The following is an 18,738-nucleotide window of genomic DNA, read 5'->3' on the forward strand; positions in this document are numbered from 1 at the left end:
AATCCTCAAATACCCGAAAGTCATTCTCTCGGGCATTTGAGCATCCGGTAAAAAAACTTGTAACTCAGTTCACCTTGAACCGTCCCACCAGCCCCTGCTGTTGCTCGGCCAAGCGGGCTAACTCGCGGCTGGTGACGGCGGTTTGTTCAGCACCGGCGCTGACTTGGATAACCAGAGTGTTGATGTCGTTTACGTTGCGGTGGATCTCCTCGGCAACCTGACTCTGTTGTTCTGCCGCCGAGGCGACCTGTATGTTGCTGTCGCTGATGGTCGCGATGCCCTCGGCTATTTCTTCTAGCAACTCCCCTGCGCGCACTACGTTGCTCGCGCCTTCTTGAGCCTTCCCTAGAGTTTCCTGCATGGAAGTGGCGGCACGGTCGGAGCCGGATTGCAGATTGGCGATCATCTTCTGGATACTGACGGTGGAATCCTGAGTCTTTTTGGCCAGATTCCGCACCTCATCGGCGACCACGGCAAATCCACGACCCTGCTCACCGGCACGGGCAGCCTCAATGGCAGCGTTCAAAGCTAGCAGATTGGTTTGCTCTGCTACACCACGAATCACATCCAAAACCGAGGAGATGGAATAGCTTTCACCCTTGAGCTCCTCAATGATTCGGGATGTTTGTTCGGCCTGAACCTCAAGCCCTTTGATCAAGCTGATGGTGTTCTCGATTTCAGTCTTGCCCTGCATAGTGCTGGCATTAACGCGCTGCGACATCTCTGCGGCGTCGGTAGTGCTGCGCGCCACGTCTTTGACCGTGGCGCTCATCTCGCTGATGGCAGTGACCACCTGATCGGTGCCTTGACGCTGCTGGACGACGTTATTGCTAGTTTGCAGGGCCACAGCCGAAGACTGCTCGGCGGCGGTCGCGACCTGCGCCGTGGCACTCCCGATCTCACGGATCACTTCACCGATCTGTATGGCCATGTTATCCAGGTTACGCGAGATCTCGCCAAACTCGTCTCTGCCGGTGTAACGGGTTCTGGCAGTTAGGTCACGCGTGGATAGCGAAATAAGGGTGCGGTTCACGTCGACCACAGCGATTTTGATATTGCGAATAATCACCGAAGCGAGCCACAGCACCGCAATCAACATCAGAATGACGGTGGCTATTGCGACATACAGACTGCGCTGGGCATCGGTACGCGCGACATTGGCTAGGCTCACGACCGTCTGGCCCAGTTCAGCCTCGACCTGAGCCATCATGTCGATACGGCTGGTGGAAAGGTTGAACCAGTCTTCGGGTTTGATATTAAGCGGATCGCCTAGAGGCGTATCAAATCCGAGTTTTTGCAGGCGAGCTACATCGACGGATGCGGGCTGTTGTAGAACCGCATCCAGCTTATTTTTGAACACGGCAGGAGCCCAGCGTTGAAAGGCCTCGAAATAGCCGGAGAACTCGCCCATGTTGCGGCTGAAACGTGACAACAGCGGCGCATCAAAACGGTTTTGGTTGAATGCCAGGCCAAGCAGTACACGCTCTCGACCAGAGCGCTCTTTCATGTCTACGAACTGATTGAGTGAACTCAGCCCACGCAGGATTTCCGGATCCTCAATGCTGGTTTCCAGTGAGTAAGAGAGGCCGATCAAATTTTTGATAAGATCGGTGAATCGGGTGCCGGACTCGCCGTTATTGATTGCGAGCGTGTCCACCTGCTGACGCAGTCCGGCCAAACCATCAATTGCGCGCAGCATCTTGTCAGGCGCGATAAGACCCTCGGTCGATTGCGCATGCATCGCGCTCACCGCACGGTCGGTTTCTTGGCGTAAGACTTTCAACTTGTCCTGCATCGTCTTACCACCGCTGCCCAGAAACACGCCGCTTGCGCCGCGCTCACGCTGGATAGTGGTTACTACGTCACTGAGTTTCTGCGCGGTGCCGGTAGCGGTGACCGCTCGGTTCATCTCGCTCAGTGTCTCTCGTTTGTCAGCTACAAAAATCCCGGCGAAGACCAGAAAGCCCAACAGGGGAAACATCAAAATAAGCAGTAGCTTTGTACTCAAAGGAGCATTTCTAAGCATGGCAGGCCTCAGGGCTTGAAGATGTTGTTTAAAGCTATCCAAGGCGAACGTTCTATGAAGTCGACGTCTGATAGAGCCCAGGATGGTTCAGTAGTAGCCTGCCGTAGCCAGTTTTTTCTCCGTTCGGAATGTTTCGGCTGAAACCAGCAAAGCTTTACCTGTACCCGTGTATCGATAGGGGCCTAGGTACCGAGTAGGTGGGATCTTTAGCTAGTACGAAGCGTTGACATGGCAAAGCGGACTGCGAAAAAAAAGGCCCTCATTGAGGGCCTTTGCGTCTGCTAACTGTAATTCACTTCGAAAGCCAAGACTCTACGACATCCGAACCATGCTCATTTTTCCAGGCTTTAAGCAGCTTGTGATTACCACCTTTGGTCTCAACGATCTCGCCCGAATGCGGGTTTTTGTAAACTTTCAACGAACGTGCCTTCCGAGTACCCTTCTCTGCAGGCGCAGACAACGGAGCCGATTTGCCACGCTTAGCAGCCGTAGGATCAAGCAGATTGATTACGTCACGCAGGCTGTAGCCGTACTCAGCCAGCAGACCGCGTAGTTTGCTCTCAAACTGCATCTCGGCCTGCAAGCCAGAATCGGATTTCATCGACTCAAGCGCAGCCAGTTGAGCAGCCAGATCTTGTTCGAGTTTGCGAAATTGTAAGCGTTCGGCGAACTCACCTGGCAACTGAGTGCGCCCTAAGGTTATGCATAACAAGTCTTATACCTATCCAAGCCGTTCTCATATGCTTGCGACTCGGGAAATATGCCAACTGAAAACGCTGGGATCTGTTCGCAATGCGAAGTACGGGATGCCAGACGGAGGCTACGTTGATTCAAGCTTTTATGGTTGATGTGGATGGTGTCGTCGTTGATGGTCGCCCCTCCGACGGTGAGGGCTGGGCTTCATCTCTTGAGGAAGATCTCGGGCTAGCAAGCTCAGATCTCCATAAGGCGCTCTTCGAGCCTTACTGGGATGCCATAGTTACAGGCAAGTTATGCCTAGAGGAGAGGCTTGAGTCAGTGCTGGCAGACATTGCTCCGAAACTTTCTCGGCATAGATTATTGAGTTATTGGTTTGAAAACGATGCTCGGCTCAACCTTGGGTTGCTGTCGGATCTGGCCCGTCATCGTCGTCGTGGTGTGAAAGTATTTCTCGCGTCCAATCAAGAACACCTACGCGCAAATTTTTTAATGAAATCGCTTGGTCTGGAGCACTACTGCGATGGCATCTTTTACTCGGCGGCGCTGTCTTGCCGAAAGCCAAGCCTTGATTTTTATAAAAAAATTACCGAACTGTCCGGATTTCTACCGGAAGAGTTACTCTTGATAGATGATACTCAAGCTAATGTTCAAGCCGCACGTGAGTCAGGGTGGAACGCTATTTATTGGACGAAGTCTAGCGACCTTGAAGCGCAGATTAGTGATCTACAAGTAATAGGCAAAGACACACAATGCCCCTCCACGGTATAGCGTGTTGAATAGAGACTGCTCTTAGCTAACTTGCTGTCGGGTAGCTAAGCAGGCGCCCAGCTATGTGGTAGCAGTCGCTCGATCTCGCTGGCCCGCTGCGTCGGCAGCTGCGTCAGCACATCCTTGAGATAAGCATACGGATCATGCCCGTTCATACGTGCCGACTGGATCAGGCTCATGATCGCCGCCGCCCGTTTGCCGCTGCGCAGCGACCCAGCAAACAACCAGTTCGACCGCCCAAGCGCCCACGGCCGGATCAAGTTCTCGATCTGGTTGTTGTCGATGGGCACAGCACCATCGTCCAGGTAGCGCGTCAGCGCTACCCAGCGTTTAAGGCTGTAATCCAGGGCCTTGGCCGTAGCAGAGCCCTTGGGCACAAGTTCGCGTTGGGCCAGCATCCACTCATGCAGTTTTTCAGCGATGGGCACCGCCGTTTCCTGGCGTAATCGCCAACGGTCTTCGTCGCTCATTTCCTTAGCGTGTCGCTCGACTTCGTACAGCCCGCCAATCGAGTGAAGCGCCTGCTCAGCCAACTGGCTTTTATTCGCGACGTGCAGGTCGAAGAACTTGCGGCGCGCGTGGGCCATGCAGCCGATTTCGGTGATGCCCAGCTCGAAGCTTGCCTTGTAGCCGGCAAAGTCGTCACAGACCAGCTTGCCGCTCCACGTGCCCAGGAAGTTACGCGCATGTTCGCCGGCACGGCTGGGGCTGAAGTCGTAGACCACGGCCTTGAGTGCCGAGAATGGCGTGCTGCTATAGGCCCAGACGTAAGCGCGGTGGGTTTTCTTCTCTCCTGGAGCCAGCATTTGTACCGGTGTTTCATCGGCGTGGACTACGCGCTGGGCCAGCACTGCTTCGCGCAGCGCATCGACCAGCGGCTGAAGCTGCACGCCGGTTTGACCCATCCACTGCGCTAGTGTCGAGCGCGGGATGGCAAGGCCGGCACGGCCGAAGATCTTTTCCTGTCGATAGAGCGGCAGGTGGTCGGCGAATTTGGCCACCATCACTTGCGCCAGCAGGCCGGCAGTGGGGATGCCCTTGTCGATCACCTGCGGCGGCACCGGGGCCTGGGTCAGTGTTTCGCACTGCCGGCAGGCCCATTTCCCACGAACGTGCTGTTCGACGGTGAACACGCCCGGCGTGTAGTCCAGCTTCTCGCTGACGTCTTCACCGATGCGCTGAAGCTGACAGCCGCAAGCGCACTGAGTGTTGTCCGGCTCGTGATGGATCACAGTGCGCGGGAACTGCGGCGGCAACGGCGCACGCTTGGGTTGCTGGCGTGGTTCTATCTGCGCGGGTGCGGGATGAAGTGCTTTTAAGTCGGCCTCGATGGCTTCGAGGTCGGTATTAAGCAGGTCATCGAGCAAGCTGCCTTGCGCCGGGCTGATCTGCTCGCTGCGCTTAGCAAACTTGTGTCGCTTGAGAATGGCGATTTCGTGGGTGAGCTGCTCGATGATCGTCTCATCACGATGGATCTTTCTGCCCATGGTGTCGACCTTGGACATCAGCTGCGCAGCCAGCGCGCGCAGTTGTTCAGGGGGCATTTGATCGAGATCGGGCAAAGAAGTCATGCCGTGGATTTTACCAAAGCAGTCCTCCGGTCACAGCTATAAGCCAGGTATTAGAGCAATGTAATTGCGCCGCCTGCACCTACTCGCTGCCAAGGCAACCCAAGTACCAGCGCCTGGAGTTGTTCGGGGTCGAGTTCGACCTCCGCGCCAAGATGGATGCCCGGCCAATGAAACTTGCCCTGATTCAAGCGTCGCGCCGCTAGCCAAATACCAACGCCGTCATGCACCAGCACCTTTATGCGGTTGGCCCGGCGGTTGGCAAAGAGGTAGGCGCAGTGCGGCTTCGCCGCACCGAACACGGCAACCACCCGGGCCAGTGCAGTGTCAGTGCCGGCCCGCATGTCCATGGGCTGGGTGGCGAGCCAGATGGAGTCGATACGAATCATTGGGCCAGGCCACGGATAAAACACGCGCAGCCGTCCGGATCTGAGGCTGGCCATTTTACGGTGACGGATTTATCGCCCAGAACCAGTGAGATGATCACCGTCTCTTCTGTTGCGCGCTTGGGTGCAGCTTGTACGGGGATGAAGGCCGGCAGAGTTGCGGGTGATTGATCCCGGTAAATCGGTAGCCACTTGCGGATCACGTTGGCGTTGATGCCGTGATGGATGGCTACGCTGGAAATCGTCGCTCCAGGTTGCAAGCATTCCTGGACGACCTGGGCTTTAAATGGTTTGGGGTAAGAGCTGCGTTGGCGCATGGAAATCCTGGCGATAAGGGTGATCGCGTCCGCTTAAAATACGCGGACACCATCGCCCTAAATACTGGAGTTCGGTAGGTGTGTTCGCCATCCGCTTACGGTGAGTTGTGCGAATGCGCAGAATCGCCTGCAACCCCAACCCTACCTCACGCAAACTTACCCGCGCGCTGTAACCCTCTATGACACCCGCAGCTTCGAGTTTCTGAACTCGCTCGCTCATAGCCGGTTGGGAAAGCCCAATGCGCTTGCCCAAGGATGCCAGGCTTTGCCGTGCATTCTTTTGCAGTGCCTCCAGTATCTGCCAATCTTTGCTGTCCAGCCCCATGCTTTTCCTCTACTGAGTAATCCGATGAATCATCGGTTGACGACGCTTCTTTCGGATGATTTGCCATCCAAGGTCGATGTGTCATTCGCTACATTCTGCGGACACCCCTTCTGAGAAACAAGAAATGACACCTTCGATATTGCTCCTCCCGGGCATTGGCAATTCCGGCCCAGGTCACTGGCAGACGATACCTGCGCGCATGTCCATCGGTTCGGTGGCGAGCCAGATGGAGTCGATACGAATCATCGCAAAAGGTCTCGAAGAAAAGTCGCACAGGCGGCAGCACTTTCAGTTGGCCAGTTCACTTTGATGGTGCCGCGCGGGTGCTGTATTTCAACGCAGATATTCGATGATGCTGGATGGGAGTTTGCCCCGGCCAGCGGCATGGCTAACGGAATAAATGCAGGTAGGAGCGCCGGGCTTTTCTGCGCTTGCAGCCGAATCCATTTGTGGACGAGGTTTGCGTTGAGGCTATGGCCGAGCGCGACGCTGGCAATCGAAGCGCCGGGCTGTGCACACTCTTGAATGACCTGGGCCTTGAAGGACTTGGAATAGGAACGGCGTGTTGGCTGCATGAAATACCCGCTTCAAAGGCTAGAACTGGTGCCCACTTAATTTAAGTGCACACCATGTCGTGGCCTTGCAGGGCTGAGTAGATGACTTGGCCGGACGGATACTTTTTTGCGCACAGCTACGCGAAATCTGAGCCCGAAATCCTCTGTACAAAGTAAAGATTTCAATCTCAAGCGCTTACTTTTCTGCCGCGGAAACCATGGCCGACTTTTCCAACAGAATCGGCCGATAGCGGCCTGCCATGGACGCCCCTTCAACCCGAACATGTTTTCAATGGATTTAACTCCGTCGATGCCGGACTATAAGCACAGAGGAGACAACCGCTCGAAAATTCGAGCAATTGCCTCGAGAGACAGTGGGCGGCCGAAGGGCACGAGTGGGTCGAGAACGCTGACGATGCGCCGAGCAAGACGCAAAGAGGTGAGCCTTTCGGCGCACTGATGCCTAAGCCGACAGAGCAGGCGCAGCGAACGTCAGAATTCCGCCCCTGGCGCATGGCCGAAATACGCCTTATAGGCATGGTTGAAGTTGGCAGGGTTGGCGTAGCCCAGGCGGTGGGCAATCTGTGCCACGTGCCATTTGCGCTGGCGCAGCAGGCTGCGCGCCAGTTCCAGGCGCTGTTGGCGCAGGTAATCGAGCATCGACTGGCCGTACACCCGGCTGAAGGCACGTCTCAGGGTGGTTTCACCCACGCCCAGTTCCCGTGCCAGCGCCAGAGTGCCGGGTGGGTTCATCAGGTTGGCGTCGAGCTTGAAGCGTGCTTCGTGCGCCAGGTCCGAATGGCTGCGCAACGCGGTCTCAGGATTGGCCGGCTGTGGCGCCAGGTGCGTCGCCAGCTCGACCAGCACGGCCAGGCTCAGGCTTTCCTGATTCAGCCGTTCCAACGTCCCTTGGTATGGCGAGTGATAAAGGCGCTCGAACAAACGCCCGACGACACGGCAGCCGTGCAGTTCGGAAAAGTGCATGCCATCGTCGAGCAGCCTGGCCAGCGATTGCAGTGACGGGTCTTCTTCAGCCAATTCGCGTAGATAGTCGCCGCCGATGCGCAGCCCGGCCATGCGCGCACGGCTGCCGGCAGGCATCTGGTCCATGGCTTCCATACTTTCACTCAAGCCCAGCACATGCGGCGCGCCGGGCGTGTATTCATTTAGCCGACCGTCAACCCGATGCTGCCATTGCCCACCCAGTACGTGCACGATGCACACGCTGTCGGGCAGCACCTTGTGGATGCGCAACGGGTCGGGGAATTGCAGATCGCAGTCGAAATACTGCAGCTGCGACCGCAGCGTCTGCGCGCGGTAATGGCCGATCGCGCTGCCCATGACCTGCCGCGCGCTGTCATCGAATACACCGGCCTGGTTCAGGGCCTCTGGGTGATCGAAGCAGAAGTGCATGTCCAGATAGGGGTTGCGGCGGTCCATTGGCAAAGTGTCCGTCAGGGCTGGTGGGCAGCGTTGAATGATATCGACATTGGGCGGCTCGATCATTTGTTGTGCGTCGCGGCCTTATTGTTGTGCGTCACGGCCGCACCGCTTGGCAGGCGCCGGAGCGTTGATTTCAATGGTCGCCTTTGAACTGCCGAGGAAACCCTAAATGTTGATGTATCGCAAGTGGGCAGCGCTGCTGTGCCTGGTTCTGGCCGTGATCGCGGGTGGCGCCCAGGCTGAAAACCGCCCGGAAGTCGCGGAAAAAGTGCTGGCCTATGCTGGCGAAGGCGGCGTGAAAGTCTGGACTCTGCGCATCGGTGCGCGCAATGACAATCAGGCGCTGGTGCAGTTGGAGGGTGTGGACCACGACTGGAACATGAAGATCCAGAAGATGACCGTGGAAAAGACCAGTAAGGACACCCGCTATTCCACCACCGTGGACGGCCAGAAATTCGTGGTACTGGTGCTGCAAAAGGGCTGGGGCGAGCTGTACCTGCCTGGCGAATCGCAGGCGCTGAATGTCGGCTATGACGAGTTCCTGTCCAGCCAAGGCAATGCACAGGCGTTTTTGACCGATTATTTGCAGGCCAATTGAGCCATGGGCCGGTTCGCGCGGTGGTCGTGGCCGCTGACGATATTGCTGCTGCCGGTGGTGCTCATGACCTGGGCCAGTGTGCAAAGCGGACGCGTCGATGACGTGCTACGCGAAGCACAGAATATCGGCGGCGACTACGCCTGGCTCCGCGTGCGTCAGGTGTTGGCAGGGTTGGCCTACTGGCTGGCCCTCGCCGCGTTGGTGGCCGGGCCTGCGACGTGGCTCAAACTGAGGCTGGATGCCTGGCGTGCGCTGAAGTCCAGGGATTTTCTCTACGACCGCCTGTTCCTCTGCTGGCGTGCCTTGGGGCATTGGCTGGCGGCGTACACCGGGCTGTTGATGGGCTCGTTGGCCCTGAGTCTGTTGTATGAGCTGAGCTGGGGCTGGAGCCATTTGAAAGCCGGTGGCTGGCTCATACTGCTGGTGGCGGTGCCGCTGATTGCCGTGCTATGGGCGGGCTGCCTGTTGATCGGGCGTCTGCGCCAGCAATGGCATGCGCTGGATAGCCCGTCCTCGGCGTTCCTGGGGCACCGGATGGGGCGTGACAAAGCCCCGGCCTTGTGGACATGGATTGAGCAACTGGCCACAGCCACCGGTGCGCCGGTGCCCGAACATATAGTGGTGGGCATCGACCAATCGTTTTTCGTCACCAGCGTTGATGTAGCCCTGCAACCGGCCGGCGACTTGCTCCGCGGGCGCACCCTTTACCTGCCGCTGACCTACCTCTCGACCCTGAGCCAGGCCGAGACCGCGTCGATCATCGGTCATGAGTTGGGCCATTTCTGTAGCCGTGACACCGAGCGGGGCAGCGAGATCGGTGCGCATTTCAGCCTGATGTGCCTGCACTTTGCGTTTATCCGTGCCGAGGATGCCGACCCGGGCTGGATCGAGCGCCCGGCGATCTGGATGACGCAACGTTTCCTGCATTACTTTCAACTGGCGGTGCATCACTGGGGCCGCGCTCAGGAATTGGCCGCGGATAGGGTGGGCGGCAACATCGGCGGCAAGCGCCTGTTCTGCCAGGCGCTGTTGCGGGTGATCGCGCTGGACGCTGAAATCAACACGCTGCTCGCCGAGCGCCACTCCAACCTGATCCAGGCCCTGGCCGACCACCTTCGACACACGCCGCTGCGTCTGAACCACGCGGCGCTGAACCACGCCATCGCGCACCCGTTCGATACACACCCGCCGACGGCACTCCGTCTCCAGCAACTGGGCGTAACCCTGGATGACGCGCTGCTGGCCGAGGCCACCCGTGTACCCACCGAACACGACCGACACTGGTTCACCCAGCTCACCCATACGGCGTCGTCGGCTGCCACGCAGCCCGTATCACCGCCGATACCAACCGTCCAAAGAGAATGACCCATGACCCAACCTTCCGATCCGCTGTCGGATCTCGCCGGCGCACTCAGCCAGGAATACGCCGACTCCCGCGACGCCCAGCGCGAGCGTGCGATCGCCGAACTTGAGCAAGTTATCCAGCGTGTACCCGAGCAGACCGAATTCACCAACTCGCGACGCTACAAGGTGCGCAGCCCGCTGTTTTTGCTGGTTTCCCTGGGCTTGCTGGGGTACGCCCTGAATAGCGGGGCCACCAGCCTGGCCGTGTGTGCTGCGGTGATGGCGGTGGTGTTTGCATTGATCACCTGGCAGCACCGCAACGCCGGGCAACACGTGTTTATGCGTTTGACCCGCCGCCAGCTGTTTGCGGACACCCTGAGCGCACCCGTGGATCTGCTGGACATTGTCGACGTCTCCATCAATGACGAAGGCTGGCTGACGGAGCAGAAACTGATGTTGCGTGCCGATGCGCCCCTGCCTGTTCATCGCTCCGCGCGACAGATATTCGGCAACCAGGCCATGGCCCTCAAAAAGCCCCAGCCGCAGATCCGCATCCTGTCTGCCGGCCTGGTGCATGAAGGCATCAGCCTGGATTGCGACCAGATTGCACACATCCTCAACAGCTATTGCCAAGCCGCGCACGCACAGCGACATCTTGATGCGCTGCGCCAGGGCACTCGGCGCGATTCCTGAGCGGTTGTATGGGAGAGCCGGGTTATGGTTGTTGCGTGAAATCAGGGTCTGCCCCTAATGCCAGTCAGTTAAGACTTTTTGTAGGAGCGAGGGGGCGCCTAGCTCTTGCTCGCGAAAAACTCACAGGCACCGCGTTCATTCAGGAAACACGCGTTATCGTTGACGTTTTCGCGAGCAAGCTCGCTCCTACAGAGGGCGGTGTTCGCTTAACTGACTGGGATTAGGGGCTGCCCCCATTTTTGCTTGCCGATTGTTCAATACGGCGATTCTGTTGTGACTGGAGGCCATGCAATAGGTATGAGCAAATAATTCTGTCCTAATAGGCTTTACTTGTTCAAAGGCGTCTGTCTGATGATACGAAGCACTTTCATATTCCTTATGGCTGCAGGCATTGGCTGCGTCCACGCTGCCGAGAAGGTGCCGTTGGCGCGCGAAATCAAAGACTGGATTATCGGCTGCGATAACACACGAACATGCACTGCCATAAGTGCCGTACAGCAGCGTGACGACACTGGCTTTTCAACGTTCAGCGTACGAATCACACGTGAAGCCGGCCCGCAGGGCGCCTTGCATGTCGGGGTGTTCAGCTACACAAAACCACGCGGCCAGCCAACACTGGATGACAAACCACTCAAGTCTCAATTTGAGCCTGGCGAACTGAAAGAAGGCGATACACCCGAGGTGTTTGCGCTGAACGGTAAGTCAGCCCAAGCCCTGATCACAGAATTGCGCAACGGGAACTACCTGGTACTGCCGCTCAAGGAGGGTAAATCGTACGCATCGCTAAGCGGGATGAGTGCGGCGCTGCTGCTGATGGACTCGGTTCAGGGTCGGGTCGGCACGCAGGACGCACTGATTTCCAAGGGGTCGGCGCCCGCTGGCAGCGTGCCGCAAGCCTTTGTCGCTCCAATAGCGCCAAGTTGGCAGGCACCTGCCGCGCTGACTCCGGACAAAGCAAAAGAGATCACGGATGCCGTGTTGGTTGCCACGCGCGAGGCATGGCAAGAAGATCTGAATGAAGGTGTCGCGCCAAAAGCCAAAGCGTACGCCTTGGGTTCAGATCAAGCGCTAGTGATCATCGAAACCGGCTGTGGGGCCTACAACTGTTTCTACACTATTTACCAAGCGCCCCTAGACCACCCAGAGCAGGCGCGTGCAGCGCTGATCTCCGAATTGCCAAACCTGCCGGAAAGAGAGCCCCAGGGCTTCGTAGAGTTTGATCCGGCCACGGGTGAACTTAGCAGTCAGTTAAGGGCGATGAGTATGGGCAATTGTGGCACTGCGCTGCGCTGGCGTTACGATGGAAACGGTTTCACGCTGACGCATGCGGCTGAAATGATCCCATGCATGGGGCTGGATCAGGTGTATTGGCCTGTGTTGTGGCGTACCCAGGCAAGCCGAAACTGATATTGTCGAATAACCGTTAAAGAAGCCGGTTTGCCGGCGATGGCACCGCTACCTTCCGGCTGCGCGATACACCGGGCATCATCAAGGAAGCGAACGAGCGTGCTGAAGACTAGGGGGACCTTTGTTTCTAGGCGATTAATCGTGTGCTTACATACACGCCATGCGGTGGCCGCGTAGGTCAAGGAGGCAATAATGAGAACTTTGGTAGTCGGGGCGAGCAAGGGCTTGGGCAGAGCTCTAATTGACGGGTTGGGCGAGCATGGGGACACAGCGCTGCGCGCCGACAGTGCATTAGCGCGTTTTTACACTCTCTGGGCCGTTTGCTGTCGTTCGCATCAGTCAGACTGGCCCAAGGAGAGGGTCGCTTTTTCGGCGATTACAAGTGGCAGAGATAAGGAGGGCGTCGAAAGTCGAACTAGGGAGTAACTGATTACAAGGAAGATGCTCTTAACCTATAAATCAAAGACTTACAGGTTTTCTTGTTACGTAGGATATTCACGAATGGTGCGGCCCGCATAGGTTCTTAATCCCTTATTACGTGCCATAACCACCTTTGCGCAGCACGTCCGCTCACTCCTTTGAGTGGCTCGATTCAGCCAACCCATCTTCCTGAGGGTTCTCAGTTAGAACAGGTAGGTCCATGCTTACTCCTCTTCAAAGGAGTGACACCATGACAATCGGTCAGCGTTTACGACATGAGCGTAGAGCCAAAGGGATGTCCGTTAGGGCGCTTGCAATACTTGCGGATGTCCGCGCTTACGCACAAAGCAGATATGAAAGCGGTTCCCGTCTCCCGTATGCAAATTATCTAAGCACCTTGCATGAGCTTGGGATGGATGTGCCCTACATTTTACTGGGGAGGCGGACAGCTGCCTGCGTATGTGTTCCTGACTAAAGGCTATACATGCGCATTTTGCCGTCTGGTAATGTGTAGGCGTTTTTTTCCCTACACACGGTCTTTCATGCTGAAACAGATACTTTTGGTCGAAGATGATCTCAGGGATATTGAGCTAATAATGATTGCCCTTGAGCGCTCGCAGCTCTGGAGAGATGTCATCATCCTTAGGGATGGTTCAGAGGCTTTGGACTACCTGCATAAGCGCAACGATTTTGCTGAGCGTGCTGATGGCAATCCCTCTGTGATCCTGCTCGATTTGAAACTTCCGAAAGTTGACGGTTTCGGTGTGTTGGAGGCTGTCCGAGCTGATGAGCAACTGCAACGTATCCCGGTGGCCATGCTGACCAGCTCTAATATGGAAGAGGACGTAGCCCGTGCTTATGAGCTTGGCGTTAATGCCTACGTAGTGAAGCCCAACGGGTTTAACGAACTCATCTCAGCGGTCTCTGAATTGGGTCAGTTTTGGGCCGTGTTGAACGAGCCACCACCTGGTTCGACCCGTGCTGCCTTTCATCCAGGCTAAATCACTGCTCTGGAGCTATCACGATCAAGGAGCTGACCTATGAAGACCTGCATGATTAGTGGTGACCTGTTTTCCGACAGCGCTGCCGAACAATACCCGACCGTGAACTTGTGTGACGAATGCGTGGCCGAAGACGCGAAAAGAGAGGGAGACCAGCATATTTTCGAAAGGGGCGAGTACGAGCCTGACTACGGTGAAACCTGTGAGTGGTGCGGCAAAACGGATGAGGAAGAGGCCCTAGCCTGGGTCGAATAACGGGACATTCGTTAAATCACCCCCCACAGCAAAGCCCACCCCGGTGGGCTTTTTTGTGCCCGCTGGACACCAGAGCCGTAAACGTCCGCGCAATACACCTTGCTTAAACTAGGAGGGAAGATGGAGGAATCCAGGCTGGTTAACGTCGGAGAAAAATCACAGAATTCAAATTGACATACGTTTCGAGCTTTTTGCGCGTCAGATCGATCTGAATGGCATATTCGGTTAACCAGCGTTGCGGCTTACGATTCTCCTCATTGAAGAACGACAAAATGAGGCCATTGCTGTGACTGAATACAAAATCGCTTTGCTGGGTTTCGGCGGCGTTAATCGAGCACTTGCGCAGTTGGTTGCTGAAAAAAAAGATGCTTGGGCTGATGAGCTCGGGTTCACATTAAAAATCGTAGGTGTGAGCGATATCTTCTTGGGTTCCGTGATCGACAAGCACGGCCTTGACCCGCACACATTGGTCGCAGTGCCAGCAGAAAAAGGTGCATTCGCCTCCTTGGAAAATGGGAATGCGGAACCTGCCAACGGAAACGTCATTTGTCACTCAGGAGCGGACATCGTAGCTGAAGCTACGTTCACCAACCCTATCGACGGCGAGCCAGCAACGTCGTTCTGCCGCGCCGCCCTGCAAAAAGGTATCAGCGTGGTTACCACCAACAAGGGCCCGGTAGCGCTGCATGCGGCGAGCCTAAAGAAGCTTGCTACGACCACTGGCTCGTCGTTCGAATTCGAAGGGGCAGTAATGAGCGGCACGCCCGTAATCCGTATGGCGCAAGAAACTTTGGCGGGTTCGGAAATCACCGGTTTCAAAGGTATTTTGAACGGTACCTCAAACTTTATTCTGAGCAGCATGCAAGCGGGTCTGGACTTCGGCGACGCATTGGCTAAAGCGCAAGCATTGGGCTATGCCGAAGCCGATCCTACAGCTGACGTCGAGGGGCACGATGTGCGGCTCAAAGTAGTGATCCTAGCCAACGAGTTGCTAGGCGCCAAGCTCACACCGAACGATGTCTCTTGTGAAGGCATTTCCAAGATCACGGCTGCGGATATTCAGAGCGCCGCGAAGATCGATGCTCGGTGGAAGCTGATTGGCAGTGCCAAGCGCAGTGCGTGTGGCGCAGTGACCGCTTCGGTGAGCCCTCAGCTCCTGACTAATACTGACGCTTTGGCAGGTGTTACTGGTGCCACTAACGCCGTCACTTTTGAGACCAACCTTCTTGGCCCTGTGACGGTAGTAGGCGCAGGAGCTGGTCGAATTGAGACCGCCTACGCGTTGATTTCGGACATCGTCAGCATTCACAAGAAAAAAACCAAACAGGCCAACTGACATGAACAGCTTGACTCTGACATTGCCTAAGACCGTTGAGGGAATCACCGTCTTCAACCCGTTCGACAATACCGTGATTGGCGAGGTTTCGAAGATTCCAGCAGAGGCTGCCCATGCGGTGATCAACGCTGCCCTACAAGGAGCCGTCATCGCTCGTGAACTCTCCCGAGCTGAGCGCTCGCGTATTTTGGAGCAGGCTGCAAATCTTGTAGAAAAAGACAAGGACGATTTCGCAAAGCTTATTTCTGACGAATCGGGCAAAACCATTCGCCAAGCACGCAAAGAAGTTCTCCGCTGTGTCAACACGCTCAAGCTGTCCTCTGAGGAGGCGAAGCGCAATGCTGGTGAAGTGATCCCATTTGATTCCTATGCTGGATCGGAGACGCGCCAAGGTTGGTTCACTCGTGAGCCTTTGGGTGTAATCCTGGCTATCACGCCTTACAACGACCCGTTGAATCTGGTTGCACATAAGCTTGGCCCGGCCATCGCCGGGGGTAACTCGGTAGTGCTAAAGCCTTCCGAGCTGACTCCCCTCTCGGCGATTAAGTTGGTTAGCTACTTGAGCAAGGCGGGTTTGCCACCAGGTGTTGTATCGGTAGTGACCGGTGACGCTGAACTGGGCAAAGCCTTGGTTGCCCATCGTGCTGTGCGCATGATTTCGTTCACCGGCGGTTTTGCTACAGGGGAGCAGATAACAAAGACTGCCGGCCTCAAGAAGATGGCTATGGATCTCGGTGGCAATGCACCTGTGATTGTCATGGGAGATTGTGACCTTGCCGCCGCTGTTGATTCTTGCGTCTCTGGTGCGTTCTGGGCGGCAGGGCAGAACTGCATTGGTACTCAGCGAATCCTCATCGACACCAAGATCTATCAGGTATTCAAAGAGCGCTTTATTGCGAAGTCGCGAAGCCTGATAGTCGGAAACCAAGCCGATGAGGGTACTGACGTAGGCCCGATGATCTCTGAAGCGGCTGCAAAACGTGCGGAATCGTCTGTGCAAGATGCTGTCAGCAAAGGGGCTAAGATTCTGCTCGGCAACAAACGGGAAGGCACGCTGTTTTACCCGACCGTACTTGAGGACGTGAACTCCAAATGCAAGATTTGGCAAGAGGAGGTTTTTAGTCCCATCGTGATCTTGCAGGAGATCAACACTCTGGAAGACGCTCTGGGTCTCGCTAATACGCCAGAGTACAGCCTGCATGCCGGTATTTTCACAAGCAACCTGAACACGGCGATGAAGGCTGCCAAACTACTTGAGGCTGGGGGTGTGATGATCAACGACTCGTCAGATTACAGGTTTGATGCAATGCCGTTTGGTGGCTTCAAATATGGAAGCATGGGGCGTGAAGGAGTTCGATTCGCCTATGAAGACATGACTCAGCCCAAAGTTGTCTGCCTCAATGGCCCGAGTTACTAGGCTTGATACTTATCAGGATTGGCCGCAATTATAGGCGTTGGTGAGTTTTTTTTGGAGTACATATGCAGTACGTAAGCACACGTGGTTCTGCAGAGACATCCAGTTTTCGGAGCGTCGTGTTGTCCGGAATTGCATCGGATGGCGGCCTGTATGTACCTCAGAGCCTACCCCACTTCGCTAGCGATGTGATCGCGAGCTGGTCGTGGCTTCCCTTCGACTCACTCGCTTACCAAGTCATATCCCCTTTTGTCGGGGACGAGATCGACAGCTCAACCTTGAAGGTAATGCTTCAGGAGTGTTATGGCCAGTTTGACCATAGAGCCGTAGCCCCTCTCCAGCAGATTGGCCAAAATGAATGGCTATTGCAGCTTCACCATGGGCCAACCCAAGCGTCCAAGGATTTTGCTGCCCAGCTCCAGTCGAGGCTTGTCGAGCATCTTCTGACGCCATCTGAAAAGGCTATCCTCATTGGGGCTACCAATGGAGATACAGGGCTCGCAGCTATCGAGGCCTTCAAAGACCAGCCCAATGTAAAGGTGGTGGCATTATATCCGCGTGACGGAGTACCACCTGATCGCCTGGCCAGCCTGATGGCATCAATCTCTAACCAAGTGCAGTTGATTGAAGTTGATGGAAGCTTTGATGACTGCCAAACCCTTGTTTCTAAAGTGCTGAGGAATTGGCCTGTTAGGGACGTGATACCTGTCAGCTTCAACTCCACGAACTGGATCGGCGTCCTAGCTCAAATCGTATTCTTCTTCCACAGCGCTTTGCAGTTAGGGGGCAGCGTTCGGCCTCTGGGGTTCAGTATCCCTGGAGCAAGCTTTGCAGAGATCTACGCTTGCTATATCGCACAGAGGATGGGGTTGCCCATCAACCAAGTTATCGTGTCTACCAATACCAATGATGCTTTACATCGTTTTATAAACCAGAACAGTTATTCGAAAGGCGAACTAAGTCTTTCCCTTTCACCCTCGATGGATTTTTCGCTGTTCTCGAATCTGGAACGGTTAATCTGGGAGCTCTATAACCATGATGGCGCGACTGTGGAGCATCTCATGGATGCTTTCGAGGATTCCGGGAAGCTGAGCATTGGTAACACACAATGGTTGCAGGCGCGGATGCTGTTCGATTCTTACGCTGTTGATGATGAACACGTGAGAGAGGAGCTGCTCTCTATTTTTAGAGAGGCTGGGACGGCGGTTGATCCTCAGACCGCTACAGGTTCGCTGGCGGCACGGCTGTATCGCCGTAGTCTAGGAAGTCCTATGGTCACATTGGCACAGCTGGCCCCAAGCAAATCATCCCGTCTCCTTTCAGATTTGAAGATATGGCATGCAGATGTGCCCATTGCGCCCGATCCAAGCGTCAATCCTACTGTATTAAGCAAAGGTGATATTGATGGGCTCTCTCTGCTCCTTCATGGCGTGTAGGATTAATGTATGAAACGCCTTCTCGATCCCCAAGATGAGCGAATTTTGGCCGCGCTCACTGCGAACGCAAAGATCTCCCATGCTGAGCTGGGATTGAAGGTTCACCTTTCTCGCAATGCGGTTCGTCAGCGTATTGAGCGCATGGAGCGTGATGGGGCCATCAAAGGCTATACAATCGTTACAGGTGAGGGTCGGAATTCATCTCCTCCCATTACAGCCATCATCTTCGTCTATCGACATGACCGGATGCGAGGTGATGACGTGGTTAAAGGAATCAGTACGATTCCGGAGGTGACCATGTGTGAAGTCATGAGCGGTGAATTCGACTTGATGGTTAGGATTGAGGCTGTTCACGCAGAGCGTGTCCATCTGGTCTGGAAAATGATCGCTGCAATGCCAGGTGTTGAAAACACCGTCACGACGTTCGTTTTGAGTCAATTGCTGTAGAAGATAGGCAGCTTCCCCTGACTATTGCTGCTTCGCTCAGGGCCAGGCTCATGATGGGTTTTTAAGCCGCGCTAAGCCTAGCTTGATGTGCTCGTCCTTGAAGCCCCTCGAACGTTATCCCCGACTTCAGCGCTGCCCTGGACTTCGACATGAAGGGTTAGTTCTATAGCCGCAGATTGTCAGTCTCTCCTTTGCGGTACCTGCTTAGCATCATTCTTCCCCGGCGGCGCAGCAGGCAACCTATTCAAGTTCTCACTAATACTGTCCTGTGTTGTTGCCGATCTCGTGACCTGATCGTAAG

At 55.7% G+C, this 18,738-nt stretch carries 19 protein-coding genes; 11 read left to right on the top strand and 8 right to left on the bottom strand.

Features of this window, described 5'->3' with window-relative positions:
* Positions 1-64 precede the first annotated feature (64 nt).
* Positions 65-1,981 (bottom strand): methyl-accepting chemotaxis protein, encoded by a 1,917-nt coding sequence (locus tag RX972_RS20095; protein ID WP_316877815.1) that lies wholly within the window; start codon positions 1,979-1,981, stop codon positions 65-67.
* 337 nt (positions 1,982-2,318) lie between these two features.
* Positions 2,319-2,708 carry a histone-like nucleoid-structuring protein, MvaT/MvaU family gene (locus tag RX972_RS20100; protein ID WP_034103374.1) on the bottom strand — a complete coding sequence of 130 codons (390 nt, stop codon included), beginning with the start codon at positions 2,706-2,708 and terminating at the stop codon, positions 2,319-2,321.
* Positions 2,709-2,851: 143 nt separating this feature from the next.
* Here RX972_RS20100 and RX972_RS20105 point away from each other — a divergent pair, with 143 nt between their 5' ends.
* Entirely contained in the window at positions 2,852-3,493 is a 642-nt protein-coding gene (locus tag RX972_RS20105) for an HAD-IA family hydrolase (protein WP_197676838.1), read from the top strand.
* 44 nt (positions 3,494-3,537) lie between these two features.
* Here RX972_RS20105 and tnpC read toward each other — a convergent pair whose 3' ends face one another.
* The 6 genes from tnpC to RX972_RS20135 form a co-directional block, all read right to left on the bottom strand.
* The gene (gene tnpC / locus RX972_RS20110; RefSeq protein WP_316877827.1) at positions 3,538-5,064 is read right to left on the bottom strand and encodes an IS66 family transposase; all 1,527 of its coding nucleotides are present in this window, start codon (positions 5,062-5,064) and stop codon (positions 3,538-3,540) included.
* A gap of 50 nt (positions 5,065-5,114) precedes the next feature.
* Positions 5,115-5,474, bottom strand: coding sequence for an IS66 family insertion sequence element accessory protein TnpB (gene tnpB, locus RX972_RS20115; protein ID WP_183141635.1), 360 nt, complete (start codon positions 5,472-5,474; stop codon positions 5,115-5,117).
* Positions 5,447-5,764: an IS66-like element accessory protein TnpA gene (tnpA, locus tag RX972_RS20120; protein ID WP_015885959.1), complete on the bottom strand. Its 318-nt coding sequence runs from the start codon at positions 5,762-5,764 to the stop codon at positions 5,447-5,449. Before tnpA (RX972_RS20120) ends, tnpB begins: the two co-directional genes overlap by 28 nt.
* On the bottom strand, positions 5,730-6,089 hold the full coding sequence (locus RX972_RS20125; RefSeq protein ID WP_316877838.1) for an Lrp/AsnC family transcriptional regulator: 360 nt from the start codon (positions 6,087-6,089) through the stop codon (positions 5,730-5,732). Before RX972_RS20125 ends, tnpA (RX972_RS20120) begins: the two co-directional genes overlap by 35 nt.
* Before the next feature lie 242 nt (positions 6,090-6,331).
* Positions 6,332-6,664, bottom strand: a complete 333-nt coding sequence (tnpA, locus tag RX972_RS20130; protein WP_244394854.1) for an IS66-like element accessory protein TnpA — start codon at positions 6,662-6,664, stop codon at positions 6,332-6,334.
* 471 nt (positions 6,665-7,135) lie between these two features.
* Complete coding sequence (locus RX972_RS20135; protein WP_316877842.1) at positions 7,136-8,083, bottom strand: AraC family transcriptional regulator; 948 nt, start codon at positions 8,081-8,083, stop codon at positions 7,136-7,138.
* Between the two features lie 172 nt (positions 8,084-8,255).
* Between RX972_RS20135 and RX972_RS20140 the strand changes: the two genes are divergently transcribed.
* The 10 genes from RX972_RS20140 to RX972_RS20185 all read left to right on the top strand — a co-directional run bounded on the left by RX972_RS20140 (position 8,256) and on the right by RX972_RS20185 (position 18,437).
* Entirely contained in the window at positions 8,256-8,684 is a 429-nt protein-coding gene (locus RX972_RS20140) for a hypothetical protein (protein WP_099270181.1), read from the top strand.
* Between the two features lie 3 nt (positions 8,685-8,687).
* Positions 8,688-10,049: a M48 family metallopeptidase gene (locus RX972_RS20145; protein WP_316877845.1), complete on the top strand. Its 1,362-nt coding sequence runs from the start codon at positions 8,688-8,690 to the stop codon at positions 10,047-10,049.
* A 3-nt stretch (positions 10,050-10,052) separates the two neighbouring features.
* Positions 10,053-10,721: a hypothetical protein gene (locus RX972_RS20150; RefSeq protein WP_316877847.1), complete on the top strand. Its 669-nt coding sequence runs from the start codon at positions 10,053-10,055 to the stop codon at positions 10,719-10,721.
* 417 nt (positions 10,722-11,138) lie between these two features.
* Positions 11,139-12,128, top strand: coding sequence for a DUF1176 domain-containing protein (locus RX972_RS20155; RefSeq protein WP_316877909.1), 990 nt, complete (start codon positions 11,139-11,141; stop codon positions 12,126-12,128).
* A 962-nt stretch (positions 12,129-13,090) separates the two neighbouring features.
* Positions 13,091-13,549: a response regulator gene (locus RX972_RS20160; protein ID WP_122397886.1), complete on the top strand. Its 459-nt coding sequence runs from the start codon at positions 13,091-13,093 to the stop codon at positions 13,547-13,549.
* A 39-nt stretch (positions 13,550-13,588) separates the two neighbouring features.
* Positions 13,589-13,804 (top strand): hypothetical protein, encoded by a 216-nt coding sequence (locus tag RX972_RS20165; protein WP_122397885.1) that lies wholly within the window; start codon positions 13,589-13,591, stop codon positions 13,802-13,804.
* Positions 13,805-14,090: 286 nt separating this feature from the next.
* Entirely contained in the window at positions 14,091-15,140 is a 1,050-nt protein-coding gene (locus RX972_RS20170; protein WP_025260493.1) for a homoserine dehydrogenase, read from the top strand.
* A 1-nt stretch (position 15,141) separates the two neighbouring features.
* The gene (locus RX972_RS20175) at positions 15,142-16,557 is read left to right on the top strand and encodes an aldehyde dehydrogenase family protein (RefSeq protein ID WP_025260492.1); all 1,416 of its coding nucleotides are present in this window, start codon (positions 15,142-15,144) and stop codon (positions 16,555-16,557) included.
* 62 nt (positions 16,558-16,619) lie between these two features.
* Positions 16,620-17,990 carry a pyridoxal-phosphate dependent enzyme gene (locus RX972_RS20180; RefSeq protein ID WP_316877858.1) on the top strand — a complete coding sequence of 457 codons (1,371 nt, stop codon included), beginning with the start codon at positions 16,620-16,622 and terminating at the stop codon, positions 17,988-17,990.
* A gap of 9 nt (positions 17,991-17,999) precedes the next feature.
* A complete protein-coding gene (locus tag RX972_RS20185; protein WP_025260490.1) occupies positions 18,000-18,437 on the top strand; it encodes an Lrp/AsnC family transcriptional regulator in 438 nt (145 codons plus the stop codon).
* Positions 18,438-18,738 lie beyond the last annotated feature (301 nt).

This window comes from Pseudomonas syringae group sp. J309-1 (genome assembly GCF_032582135.1).
Lineage (GTDB): Bacteria > Pseudomonadota > Gammaproteobacteria > Pseudomonadales > Pseudomonadaceae > Aquipseudomonas > Aquipseudomonas quasicaspiana.

Bases quoted from the DNA above. Each gene is read 5' to 3' on its own strand.
- RX972_RS20140 (WP_099270181.1), top strand. From the start codon at position 8,256: ATGTTGATGTATCGCAAGTGGGCAGCGCTGCTGTGCCTGGTTCTGGCC.
- RX972_RS20125 (WP_316877838.1), bottom strand. From the start codon at position 6,089: ATGGGGCTGGACAGCAAAGATTGGCAGATACTGGAGGCACTGCAAAAG.
- RX972_RS20160 (WP_122397886.1), top strand. From the start codon at position 13,091: ATGCTGAAACAGATACTTTTGGTCGAAGATGATCTCAGGGATATTGAG.
- RX972_RS20150 (WP_316877847.1), top strand. From the start codon at position 10,053: ATGACCCAACCTTCCGATCCGCTGTCGGATCTCGCCGGCGCACTCAGC.
- RX972_RS20180 (WP_316877858.1), top strand. From the start codon at position 16,620: ATGCAGTACGTAAGCACACGTGGTTCTGCAGAGACATCCAGTTTTCGG.
- tnpC (WP_316877827.1), bottom strand. From the start codon at position 5,064: ATGACTTCTTTGCCCGATCTCGATCAAATGCCCCCTGAACAACTGCGC.
- RX972_RS20095 (WP_316877815.1), bottom strand. From the start codon at position 1,981: ATGTTTCCCCTGTTGGGCTTTCTGGTCTTCGCCGGGATTTTTGTAGCT.
- tnpA (WP_244394854.1), bottom strand. From the start codon at position 6,664: ATGCAGCCAACACGCCGTTCCTATTCCAAGTCCTTCAAGGCCCAGGTC.
- RX972_RS20135 (WP_316877842.1), bottom strand. From the start codon at position 8,083: ATGGACCGCCGCAACCCCTATCTGGACATGCACTTCTGCTTCGATCAC.
- RX972_RS20165 (WP_122397885.1), top strand. From the start codon at position 13,589: ATGAAGACCTGCATGATTAGTGGTGACCTGTTTTCCGACAGCGCTGCC.
- tnpA (WP_015885959.1), bottom strand. From the start codon at position 5,764: ATGCGCCAACGCAGCTCTTACCCCAAACCATTTAAAGCCCAGGTCGTC.
- RX972_RS20185 (WP_025260490.1), top strand. From the start codon at position 18,000: ATGAAACGCCTTCTCGATCCCCAAGATGAGCGAATTTTGGCCGCGCTC.
- RX972_RS20145 (WP_316877845.1), top strand. From the start codon at position 8,688: ATGGGCCGGTTCGCGCGGTGGTCGTGGCCGCTGACGATATTGCTGCTG.
- RX972_RS20175 (WP_025260492.1), top strand. From the start codon at position 15,142: ATGAACAGCTTGACTCTGACATTGCCTAAGACCGTTGAGGGAATCACC.